Raw genomic sequence first — 11,227 nt, 5'->3', positions numbered from 1 at the left:
GGATTCACCGAGCACTCTTGATGAGCGCCATCGTCTGCATCGTCGCGGTCCTCACCGCGGGCACGGCCTCGGCGCACAGCGCACTCGCCAGCAGCGATCCCGCCGACGGCACCGAAATCGCTACCGCGCCGCCACGGGTGAACCTCACGTTCAACGAGCCGATCCAGTCAGCGTTCGCGAACCTCACAGTGACCGGCCCGGACGGACAGCGCTGGGAGCGCTCCCAACCACACGTCGACGGCACCGTCGTCAGCGTCGATCTCGACGGGCTCGGCCCAGTCGGCCAGTACACCGTCGGCTTCCGAGTGGTCTCCGCCGACGGCCACCCCGTCTCCGGCAGCTACACCTTCACCCTCACCCAACCCGGCAATCTCCCCAACCCCACCACCGCCGTAGCCCCGCAATCCCTAGCCGCGCCCACTACCGCCACCCCCTCGGCCACGCAAGAAGACAACGACAACGGATTCCCGCTGTGGATCCCCGCCGCACTGATCGTCGCGGTCGCCGCTGCACTGCTCACCCTCCTGCTCCGCAGCAAAAACGGTCGCAAGCGACCCTGAGCCACCACCTTCGGAAAATTGACGAACCCCGTTTCGGGCCTGCGGGAGTCATCTGACGAGTAAGCGGCGCCGAGTCCGTATCCGTCGGCGCACATCCGGATCAACTGATGCCTGTCAACTAGGTGGCGATGTTCGTGATCTCTCGCCATGACAGACACGATTCCCAGCGATACCGCCGACCGCCACAGCGAGCCGTCCAGACCCAGAGCCGAGCAGACCGACGAGCCGACTATCCTCGGCACGATGGCGATCTCGTCCGGCAACCCCCACGTGTCCGTGGGGCAGGGTTGCGTTGACAACAGGGATTGAGAGCCGTAGATGGCGCCACCGACGTTCCCGATCATCGTCTGCCGTCATCAGGAATATCGTTCGGCGGGCGAAGCTTTCGGATCGGTGCGCGACGACGGTATCGAGGTTCACGCCGCGCTGGTACGGACTTTGGGTGGATACGCGGGAATGGGAGGCACCGACAACGCAGGCACGACGTGGGTCAAGGCCTACGACGAGGCAGCTGGCACCGCGGTCCAGACGTCGGCGAAGCTGATCTCGGCGTGCGCGCGAACATCGGATCTACTCGCTGCGGGGGCATACAACCATGCATCGGGAGAGGCCGCATCGAACCCCGCTACTGTGGCGCCACCTCCGCTACCGGCATTGGGGTTCGAGCCGTGTCTTGCGCTGTATGTGCCCTCGGCGTCCGGAGCGAGCGGGCCCGAGCCGTTCGGTTGGGTGCTGATCAAAGCGGTTTCGGGGTTGATGTGGCCCGATGGTGACCAGCACCAGCTGCGGGCTGCGAAGACTGTATGGCACAGCGCTGCCGATGCGTTGGTGAATGCCGGTGGCCCGATCTCTACCGCTGTCGGGATGCTGGAGAACCAGCAGTCACCGGAGATCCCGTCCGCGATCACGACGTGCTCGGAAATGGGTGTGAACCTCGATCAGGTCGCCGCGGGCTTCCGGGTGCTGGGAAACGCCTGCGAGGAATACGCACAGCATCTCGACGATGCCCATCACGAGATCCTGAACGAGCTGCGCAAGATGCTCATCGAAACCGCCGCTACGGAGGCCGCGCTCCAGGTCGCGGCACCGTTCACCGGTGGACTGTCAGAGTTGGGAAACGCGGGCATCCTCGCGCGTATCGGTGTGTACGCCACGAGGATCGGCGCCGTCATCACGCGGCTGGTCAGCAAGGTCGCCACGATCGCTGCCCGCGTCACCAGCCACATCGGGACCACCCTGAAATCGATGTTCGCCAGGCTCGGCCGATGGCTGCAACAGGCTGTGCCCAGGTTGTGGGGCCGCAGCGGTGAGGCCGGCATCCAGTTGTTCTCGCGCAGCGGTCCGCGGACGAACCTCGACGTCCTGGAAAATGGTGGCGCGCTCGAGTTGTCGGCCGACACCATCGCCGCGGCCGCCCAGAAGGCCGGTATCGACCTCACGGGAGTGGATATCCACATCGTCAAAGAACTCGACGAGGTGCGTTATCTCGACTTCCAGGACGCGTGCGCGGTCACGCCCTCGGAGCTGGGCGGACAACAGATCAGATTCGGGCCCGCAGCCTTCTCCGACGAGGAAACCCTGGTTGCGACGATCGCCCACGAAATGAAACATGTGCAACAGCTGCGCAGTGGAGCGCGGGTCGGCTCCGACAGCATCCGGGACCTCGAGGCCGAAGCCTACGCTGTCGAAGCGTCCGCACTAGCCCGATACCGAGGAGAGCATCCATGAGCGAGGTCGACTTCACGGTCACCGATGTCTTCGACATCACCAGCCGCGGCGGACTGCTGGTGGCGGGCAGCCTCGCATCCGGAGACATCGGTTCCGGTGACGTCCTCTACGACTCGGTCACCGGTGCACCCGTACGAGTGATCGGCCTCGAATTCCACGGCGGCGGTGAACCCGGGCAATTCATCCTCGTCGTCGACCGCGCCGACACCGACCATGTGCGCGTCGGCCAACATCTGATCGACCAACCCAACCCGACCGCCTCGACAAACCAGCGGTCATGACCGAGCAAACCAGCGAACAGATCCTCGACCTGCTCCACACCTGGACCCGCAGCCTGGTGCCCGACCAGGCGGCGTTCATCGAAGGACTCGCCGACCTCGAACCAGAGATCCGGCCGCTGATCGCCGAGCACATCCGCGACTACGACGAGATGCTGCCCACCCTGCTCATGGGCGACATCGCCCGCTGGGTGTGCAGTGTGGCGCATGACAGCCCCGACCCTGCCGCTCGTCTGCAGCCGTTCTTCGATCGGCTCGAGCAGGAGTGGGGTGACGGACAGAACCCGGTCTCCGACCTGATCGCCACATCCTTCGTCGAAAACGTCTACGACGACCCCGCCGTCGTCACCCTCCTCGGCCCCAAACTCGCCCGCCACTACCGGCTCTACACCGGGCAGGAAAAGGTGCGCGAGCAGGAGAAGCGGCCGATGCCGGACGTGCTGAAGCAGATCCTCAAGAAGCTGGGCCGTCGATGACCGATCTGACCGCCTGGGAACAACAGCTCCAGCACAACCTCGCCGAGATCCGCCGCAACAGCCAGCGACTGTCCAACGCCGTCGCGGCGGTGCGGGGCCGCGGTGAAGTCCGCGGTGTCAGCGTCGAGGTCAACGCTGCCGGTGACATCACCAACCTGCAGATCGCCCCCGCCGCCATGCGCTGGCGCAACACCCAGCTCACCACCGCCCTCCTCGACTGTCATCGCCGCGCCCGCGCCGACGCAAAGGCCCAGGCCGAACAGATCATCCAGCGCGCGGACCCGCGTCTCCAGCAGCCGCTACGACAGCTGTTCGCCCAGGCGGACACTGCGCCGAAACCCGAACCCCGCCAGACCACCGAAGCAGAGATCCAAGCCGCCGATGACGCCTACTACGAACGCATGAACCGGGGCTGGACCAGCTGACGGGCTGGCAGCCGTCTTCGGTTCGAACCGACGCGAATCGCCTACGGTGACGTACAGCCGCGCGTAGCGGTCGCACTCCAAAGTCGATCACCACGGCCGGAGGGGATCGCCATCCCGATCCCATGAGTACTGCCAGCGTTTCCTCGACCGCCGCGAATCCATGATCACGTGCGCCCCAGCTGCATCCAGTGACGTCGCGTGGGTCGGTGAAGTCCCTCTCCAGGGCGGCCTGCCCGGGCAGCGTCTTCGGTTCACTCGCGCGGGTCGGGTGGCGCGATGAGGCGTCTGCCTGTTCATGGCGTCCGGGCACGAACGCACCAGACGCGCGGCGGAAGGCCAGTGTAGGTCGGACCCACCCCCGGTCGGGTTGGCGGGTAGAAGGGCGATGCCCCTATACTCGCGTGTCGGTCGTTGCTCAGCGGACGTGTACACCGAATGGCGGTCCCGGGAAGTCCTCCGGCTCGGTGCCTGGCCGCTTCTCCTGTGCCCGGGTCGGTCCCGCAGGTCTATTATCTTTGGCGGCAGTGAAATTCGTCTCGAAGCCGACGACCTCATCGTGACCTAGCTGCCGCGCAGCGGCTGGATCGCGGAGGCCCAACGCGGCGTGACTATCGCCCTGGACATTGAACTCACACCCGAGCTGCTGTCGGAAGGCATCGCACGCAATGTCGTGCGCGTCATGCAGAACGCACGCATGGACGCGGGACTGGATGTCTCCGAATGCATCTCGTTGAGTATCGCCGCGCCGGAAGACGTCACAGCAGCCATCCGACAGCACGAAAACCTCATCGCCCATGAGACCCTGGCCACGTCGACAACGCTTGCCGTCGAGCTGGCCGACGGATTCACCGGCACCGTCGGCGACGGCATACAAATCACCGTCCAGGGCCACCGAAACTGACGGCTGCGGCCTCGTCGGTAGCGAAGTCTGTCGACGAGGCCATACACCGGAGAACGCCAACCAGCCAGCCTGTCGAAAGTCGTTGGCGCCGGGGACAATCGACCAGGCATGCTTTCCGAATGAGTCAGGACATCCGACTGACGGACGGCATCGTGCGACTGCGGCCTGTGACGGTCGCCGACGCCATGACACATCTGGCAGGCGAGGACGACGAATTCGCCCGCTGGTACAGCGGCGGTCACAGCACACCCGAGTCGGTGGCCGACTACTTCACCCGATGCGTCCACGAGTGGGAGACAGACGCTCCCGGCAAGACATTCGCGATCGAGCACCTGGACGCCGGAACGATGATCGGCACCATCGACCTGGACACGAAGCGACCGTATCGCGAGAAGCGGCAGGCAAGCCTGGCCTACGGCATATACGCTGAGTTTCGCGGCCGAGGCGCTGCTGGTCGCGCCGTCAGCCTGGCATGCGTGTACCTCGCCAGCCAGCAGCTCGCCGACCAGGCCGTGATACGCGTCCACCCCGACAACCGGGCCTCTGCCGCCGTTGCCAGACACTGCGGCTTCATCTACAGCCATCAGACAACTGAAGACGACGGACCACTCGACTGGTACGTGAAGACCCTCGCGTTCCCACGATCCGGCGACATGTGATGGCCTGGTAGTGAGGGGTAGTCAGATGCAGACGGGCATACGTGTTCGGCCCGCACAGTTCTATGAATCGGATCTCGTCCTGGACATCCTCGCGGAAGCTGCGGCATGGCTTCGCGGACGAGGCATCGAGCAGTGGCCGGAACGGTTCCCACTAGAGTCGATCCGAGCGCAGATCGAGTCGGGGTCGCTCATGCTCGTTGAAACGGAAACAGTGGCTGCGACATTCGTTGTCACTGAGCGAGGCGAGTTTTGGAACGACGATCTCCAGGCCCTGCATGTGTCGCGGCTCGCCGTCCGCCGGTCGGCGGCTGGGCGAGGGTTGGGGTATCGAATCCTGGACTGGGTCCAGGACCAAGCCCGCCGCCGTTGCGTGTTCCGCGTGCGGCTGGCGACATCATCCGATAACCCGGCGCTACGCGCCTACTATGAGGCTGCTGGCTTCCGGTATGTTGCAGACCCGGCAAATGCGAAATGGCCAACCAGTCTCTACGAGCGAGTCCGCGGTGCGTGATCTTTCGAGTCGGAACATTCCGGAACCACCGATCCAGGCTTCCGCGCTGAGGGCGTGCTGCGGGTGCACTATCTGCGCGCGAACGACGAGCTGTGGGACTCCGTCATCATGAGCCTTCGTCTTCTCGGCTCGGACAAATGGACATGATGAAAATCATCGCGCGGTGGTCACCGTGCCCGCCGCTGCTAACCGTATCCCTCCCGGAGGGCGGGGTGTTGTCGTGGACTGGTGGGTCGGTGAAGATCCGGACCGGGACCGATGGGAGGTCGAGTTCGTTGCGCGCAGCGGCGATGAACCGTTCGAATGCCTCGCGGGCGGGTCGACGGGCCTTGTTCCAATCATCGCGGTCGTGAATTCTCCGGTCGGCCGCGGCGTAGAACAGTTGGCCGACAGCCTCATCTAGTTCGGTTGCGGCAACGACGACACCGGCGGAGCCGTGTAACCACACTGCCGCCACCGCGCCGTCCCAGGCCGCGAATCCACCTGTTCGGGTGTGCTCCACCAAGACTTGAACGAATCCTCGTCCAGATCGGTCAACGCGACGACGCGCACAGCCTCGTAGGTCGCCTGGAACTGCTCGATGACTCGCTGATAGCTGGCAGTCTTCTGATCCCGACGGCAGCGTGCCGACTCCAATCGGGTATCCCATAACCGGCCGAGCGTGACACCGTCAATGCCCGCAAGCGCCGCCAACAACGCTGCGGTCACAGCGCCCCCTTCCCTCGCCCGCACCGAACAGGCCGACAGGAACCAGTCTATGCGGCGGACGCCCACGGTGCGCCAGGTGCGCGGGGTGAATCACTCAGTAACACAGCCGATTTCCGTGCAACGAACGTTCACGCAACCACCTCGTGACCCTTCTGCTCCGGCGCATGAAATCACAATCGGGTACCTGAAATTCGATCTTGAGATGACCCGCACGTGAAAGAGGAAGTCCGCGCCCATACGGCGGCCTGGGAATTGCCTCCTCAGTCGGCGGCTCGCGGCCCCGAGACCGCCAGCACATCGCTGTCGGGGCTCCGGCGGCCTCCTGTCGCCATGCTGGTGATTCGTGGTCGTCAACTGGGCTTCGACAGGAATCTTGTCTACGACCTGCTGTGTGTGCGGCGAGGTGGCGACAGGCTCGGCGCTCGTCCGCCGGGGAGCGAGATATGAGTCCGAGCTATGAGTCTGTGTTATTGGGTCGGTAGGGGTATGTTCGGGTCTGACCAGTAGGCGGGGTCGCGGCCGTAGTTCGGTGTCCGGTACGCCAGGTCCCAGAGTGCGCCAGGGGCGATGAGTTCGCGCCAAGGGGCGACCTCGACGTAGAGCACCCGCATCGCGTTGAGCGCTGCGAAGTGCAGGGCGGGCCCATCGGTACTGACCGCGTCTTCGGCGACGGCCACCTCGAAATTATGTTCCAGGCCAGCGCGAACAGTGGCCTCGACGCACACGTTTGTCTGTAGCCCGGCGACGATGAGTCGGCGGATGTTCATGCTGCGCAGGATCGGGTCGAGCTCGGTGTAGGCGAAGAAACTGTGCCGTGTTTTGTCGAGCACCAGATCATTCGGCTGTGGTGCTACGGCGTCGATGATCTGGGACCGCCAGTGCCGGTCCTCGGCAGTCAGGTTCGGTAGCAGCGGTGCGCGTAAGCGTCGATGCCGGGCGGAGCGAGGATTGAGCGCCAGTAGCCCTGCCGGGCTGGGGGTTTGACGTGAGTACACCACCGGGATGTTCGAGGACCGGGCGGATTCGGCCAGTTCACGGCATTCGCTCACGACCTGGTCCAGCCGCCAGATCGGCGGCCATCCCAGCGCGTCGCGGACGTCTTGGACGAGGTAGCTGTTCTGCAGATCGATAAGCAACAACGCAGTGTCGGACAACGGTTCCCCAACTGATAAACATGACTGTCCTCGGCCAAGACAGCGTAGGGCCCGCCTGCTTCACTGCGCGGCGGTTCGCCTGAGCTGCCGCTCATCTGCGGTGATGATGTCACCGCATTTCGTGTGACGGTGGGTTCGGCTCGGCCTTCCAGGTTCATGCGATCCGAGGCAGGCTGGCCGTGACGGTCGCGTGAGCACAGCACGGTGAACCGGGTCCATCGAGCTTGGGTCAGGTCGGGTCAGCTGTTGAGTTGTTTGCGTGGGTCGGGGAAGCCGAGTTCGGTGTATCCGGGTGCTCGGTCGTGGAGTGTTTTGGCGATGACGGGGGTGAGGGTGTCGTGGTAGTCGTGCACGGTGGCTGTGGTTTTGCCGGGATGTGCGCGGGTGATGCGGCCGACGTATTGGACCAGGCGGCCTTTGAACTTCACTGGGGCGGCGAGGAATAGGGTATCCAGTGCTGGGCAGTCGAAGCCTTCTCCGATGTAGGGGCCGGTGCCGACGATCAACAGCGGCGACCCGCTCGCTTGCCGGGCTGCGATGGTTTCGGTCAGTGATTGGCGTTCGCGGGCGCCGATTCCGCCGCGCAGGATGATGATCTCGCCGAGACCGGCGGCAGTGAGCCGGTCGGCGATGGTGGTGAGGTGGTTGACCCAGGTTGTCAGGATGAGGATGTTCGCGCCGTTGTGGTGCGCGGCGGCGATGTCGGTGACGATCTGCTGTAGGCGGTCCTCGTCGGCGACCAAGGCGCGGTAGATTGTCGCCATTCCGCCCGGCTGCGTGGGGTCAGCGTCGCCGGTGTAGGCGAAGCGGGTGGGATGGACGTGCAGGACCGGGTGCGGGGCCGGCGCGGCACCGTTCGACGGCAGTTGGCCCGGCTTGGGGGCTTCGATGGTGTGGGTGTGGGAGCCGAGTTGGTGGTAGATGAGGTCGTCGAGCCGGTCACGGCGGTACGGTGTGGCGGTTAGTCCGAGCCAGTATTTGGCGGGGATCTTGTTCAGGACGTCGGTGAAGGCCATCGCCGCCACGTGATGGCATTCGTCGACCACGACGAATCCGTAGCCGCAGGTCAATTCCTCGATGTTGGTTCTGCGGGCCAGCGTGGGCAGCAGGGCGACATCGATGATGCCGGTGGTTTTGGATCGGCCGCCGCCGATCTGCCCGCACTTCACGCCGAGGTGTTCGCCGATCCGGTTACGCCATTGATCGGCGAGTGCTTTGCGGTCGACGATGATCAGTGTCGAGGTGGCTCTGGACTGGATGGCCGCGCACGCGATCACGGTCTTGCCGGTGCCTGGTGGCGCTACGAGGAGCGAGGTGTCTGCGGTGTCGATGGTGCGCAGCGCGTGCTGTTGTTCTGGCCGAAGCTGTGCCGAGCAGCTGAACTGCTGGGCTGCGCCGTGGATGCGGGTGTCATCGAGGTGCAGGGTGCTGCCGGTGGATTCGATGAGTGTGGTCAGCAATGGCAGCAGGCCTCGTGGGAGGATCAGGTCTCCGTCGAGTGTTTCGTCGTAGCTGCGGAGGAATCGTGGTGTGTCCCAGGTGCTTCGGCGTGCGCGTTGGCGGGTGTAGAACTCGGGGTTCGGGATGGATGCGGCGTGTTTGACCGCGGAGATCATCGCCGGACCCAAATCGGTGGCCGTCAATCGGATGCGGGCGCCGAACGACGCTCGAACGAGCGCTGCGGGTCGGGGCATGATCTTCGATGAGGTCGGCATTTGCAGGCGGCGCACGTCGTGGCCGACCTTCGGTTGGGGCAGCGAGTCGGCCAGCGCACCGACTTGTTTCGGGGACAGTCGGGGGATGCTGGACAGGTATGCCCACTGGTCGTCGAACGGTTCCAACGTTGCGGGGTCCAGGAACACGGTGGTGCCGTGCTGGCGGCGGGCTCCGGCCAGTGGCGCGGCGATGAGGTTGCCGACTCCGCGTCCGGTGTGGGTGTCTTGCGACGGGAACAGCCGATCGTAGCTGGACAGGTTCATGCGGCCGCGCAACCCGATCGCCTCGGCGAGCAAAGCCGTGGCGATGCGCCGCGCCGACGCCGCGGGTGTGGCGTGGGCGAAGAAGATCCACACGTGCGCGCCGCGACCGGACTGGGATACCTCGAGCGCGGCTGGAATGTCGGTGGCGCGAGCGGCTTTCACGTACGCCAGCGCATCCAGCATGGCGGTGTCCTTGTCGAAATCGGCGGCGACCCACCAGCAGGTGTCGTCGTCGGTCAGCGGGTACAGGCCGATGTGATGCTTGCCGCGCAGATGGTCGGCGACGACGTCCTCGGTCAGCGGCAGGTAGGACGCCTCCGCTGCGGACATCCCCTTGCGCCAGTGGCCGCGGATCGCGGGAACCCATCCGGATCGGCCATCGCGTTGGTTCTCCCAGCGCACAGCGTAGGTATCGGATCGGCACCGGAACAGATCGAGATAGAATCTGACCTTCGCCTCCGGCGTCGACTGCATATCGACAAACGTCTCAGCGGCGGTCTGGTCCGGCGCCGCAGCACGTGCCTGCTCCTCGGTGAGCCGCAACAGATTCCGCAGCCGGGTGTTCTCTGCACGCAGAGAGTCGAGTTCGCCGGGAAAACGCTCCATGGGCACCCAGTGTGCACGGAAGAACAGGCCGAGAGGAGTCGGTTCCCCCTTGACACCGAAACCGAGACTCAGCAGCGAACACGTACGGAAAACACCCCCTGATCGGATGAGATCCCGTGTCCGGTCTGACAGACGATGAAGACGAGTCGACGGGCGAGCGTGTGGTCGACTCGATGTATGGAGACCACACCAGAGTGGAGGCTCCGGCTGACCAGCGAGGACTGATCCTCGCCTTACCTCTCATTCGTGGCGCCTTTCCGGCAACCCGCGCCACGTGTCGGCGTTCACGGAAATCCCCAGGTTGAGCCGGTTTTCGTTCACGTAATTCCCGGATCGTCGTTCACGTAATTGGGCAGGGTGTCGTTCACGTAATTCCCCACCGTGGTGGGGGTGTTGCGGCTGGTGTGGTCCTCGCAGGAAGTTGGCTGCTCCCATCTGATGAAGGTGATGGGAGCCAGAATTGGCGAGGAGAACGTTCGACGTGGTCGATGTGACCGAGATCTTGATCCACTGGCATGCGGGTCGTTCGCAGAGCCAGATCGCGTCCAGCCTGGGGTTGGACCGCAAGACGGTGAAGAAGTATGTGGGCCCGGCGATAGCGGCCGGGCTGGCGCCTGGTGGTCCGGTGCGGTCGCCGCAGGAGTGGGGCGAGCTGGTGCGGGAGTGGTTCCCGCACTTGGCCGACACGAGGGTGCGGCAGACAACGTGGCCGCAGATCGAGCAGCACCGCGATTACATCGTTTCGATGCTCAAGGCTGGGGTGAGCAAGCAGACGATCTGGCAGCGGTTGCGCGATGAGCAGGGTTTGACGGCGTCGGTGTCGTCGCTGAAAAGGTATGTGGAAGCGAACCTTCCGGAGGAGGACCAGCGGGCGAAGGTGACGGTGCTGCGCGATGACCCGCCGCCGGGTGAAGAAGCTCAGATCGATTACGGGTATCTGGGTTCGTGGGTCGATCCGGTGGGTGGGCGCAGGCGTCGGATCTGGGCGTTTGTGATGGTGTTGGCGATGTCGCGGATGATGTTCGTGCGTCCGGTGCTGACGATGGACCAGCAGGCCTGGACCCATGCGCATGTGGAGGCGTTCGCGTTCTTCGGTGGTGTCCCGGCCCGGCTGGTGCCCGACAATCTGCGGACCGGGGTGGCGCGCCCGGATTTGTATGACCCGAAGATCAACCGGTCTTATGCCGAATTGGCGCATCATTACGGCACTTTGGTGGATCCGGCCCGGCGTGGGAAGCCGAA

General features: G+C 64.7%; 12 protein-coding genes. 9 read left to right on the top strand and 3 right to left on the bottom strand.

Translation table 11 applies throughout. The features are described 5' to 3' along the window. Positions 1–2: 2 nt before the first annotated feature. The 8 genes from NA4_RS16520 (at position 3) to NA4_RS43675 (ending at position 5,538) form a co-directional block, all read left to right on the top strand. The gene (locus NA4_RS16520) at positions 3–560 is read left to right on the top strand and encodes a copper resistance CopC family protein (RefSeq protein ID WP_373862799.1); all 558 of its coding nucleotides are present in this window, start codon (positions 3–5) and stop codon (positions 558–560) included. A 318-nt stretch (positions 561–878) separates the two neighbouring features. Beyond that, positions 879–2,288 carry a WXG100-like domain-containing protein gene (locus NA4_RS16515; RefSeq protein WP_067470524.1) on the top strand — a complete coding sequence of 470 codons (1,410 nt, stop codon included), beginning with the start codon at positions 879–881 and terminating at the stop codon, positions 2,286–2,288. Continuing rightward, on the top strand, positions 2,285–2,569 hold the full coding sequence (locus NA4_RS16510; RefSeq protein ID WP_067470523.1) for a hypothetical protein: 285 nt from the start codon (positions 2,285–2,287) through the stop codon (positions 2,567–2,569). Before NA4_RS16515 ends, NA4_RS16510 begins: the two co-directional genes overlap by 4 nt. Beyond that, entirely contained in the window at positions 2,566–3,042 is a 477-nt protein-coding gene (locus tag NA4_RS16505; RefSeq protein WP_067470522.1) for a DUF7674 family protein, read from the top strand. The genes NA4_RS16510 and NA4_RS16505 overlap by 4 nt, the downstream gene beginning before the upstream one ends. Continuing rightward, complete coding sequence (locus tag NA4_RS16500) at positions 3,039–3,467, top strand: YbaB/EbfC family nucleoid-associated protein (protein WP_067470521.1); 429 nt, start codon at positions 3,039–3,041, stop codon at positions 3,465–3,467. The genes NA4_RS16505 and NA4_RS16500 overlap by 4 nt, the downstream gene beginning before the upstream one ends. 604 nt (positions 3,468–4,071) lie before the next feature. Further along, the gene (locus NA4_RS16495) at positions 4,072–4,368 is read left to right on the top strand and encodes a DUF5915 domain-containing protein (RefSeq protein WP_067470520.1); all 297 of its coding nucleotides are present in this window, start codon (positions 4,072–4,074) and stop codon (positions 4,366–4,368) included. Positions 4,369–4,487: 119 nt separating this feature from the next. After that, positions 4,488–5,027, top strand: a complete 540-nt coding sequence (locus tag NA4_RS16490) for a GNAT family N-acetyltransferase (protein ID WP_067470519.1) — start codon at positions 4,488–4,490, stop codon at positions 5,025–5,027. Between the two features lie 25 nt (positions 5,028–5,052). After that, complete coding sequence (locus NA4_RS43675) at positions 5,053–5,538, top strand: GNAT family N-acetyltransferase (protein ID WP_067470518.1); 486 nt, start codon at positions 5,053–5,055, stop codon at positions 5,536–5,538. 399 nt (positions 5,539–5,937) lie between these two features. On the opposite strand, the gene NA4_RS16475 is transcribed toward NA4_RS43675, so the two are convergent. The 3 genes from NA4_RS16475 to NA4_RS16465 all read right to left on the bottom strand — a co-directional run bounded on the left by NA4_RS16475 (position 5,938) and on the right by NA4_RS16465 (position 9,985). Then, on the bottom strand, positions 5,938–6,246 hold the full coding sequence (locus tag NA4_RS16475) for a hypothetical protein (protein ID WP_067470516.1): 309 nt from the start codon (positions 6,244–6,246) through the stop codon (positions 5,938–5,940). Positions 6,247–6,713: 467 nt separating this feature from the next. Then, on the bottom strand, positions 6,714–7,382 hold the full coding sequence (locus NA4_RS16470; protein WP_245671423.1) for a cysteine hydrolase family protein: 669 nt from the start codon (positions 7,380–7,382) through the stop codon (positions 6,714–6,716). 257 nt (positions 7,383–7,639) lie between these two features. Then, positions 7,640–9,985: a DEAD/DEAH box helicase gene (locus tag NA4_RS16465; RefSeq protein WP_067470514.1), complete on the bottom strand. Its 2,346-nt coding sequence runs from the start codon at positions 9,983–9,985 to the stop codon at positions 7,640–7,642. Positions 9,986–10,466: 481 nt separating this feature from the next. Here NA4_RS16465 and istA point away from each other — a divergent pair. Continuing rightward, a partial coding sequence (istA, locus tag NA4_RS16460; protein ID WP_157129059.1) for an IS21 family transposase occupies positions 10,467–11,227 on the top strand: 761 nt, incomplete at its 3' end.

This window comes from Nocardia amamiensis NBRC 102102 (assembly GCF_001612745.1).
Lineage (GTDB): Bacteria > Actinomycetota > Actinomycetes > Mycobacteriales > Mycobacteriaceae > Nocardia > Nocardia amamiensis.
The sequence above is the reverse complement of the archived record's forward strand: the minus strand, read 5'-3'. Positions and strand labels throughout refer to the sequence as shown.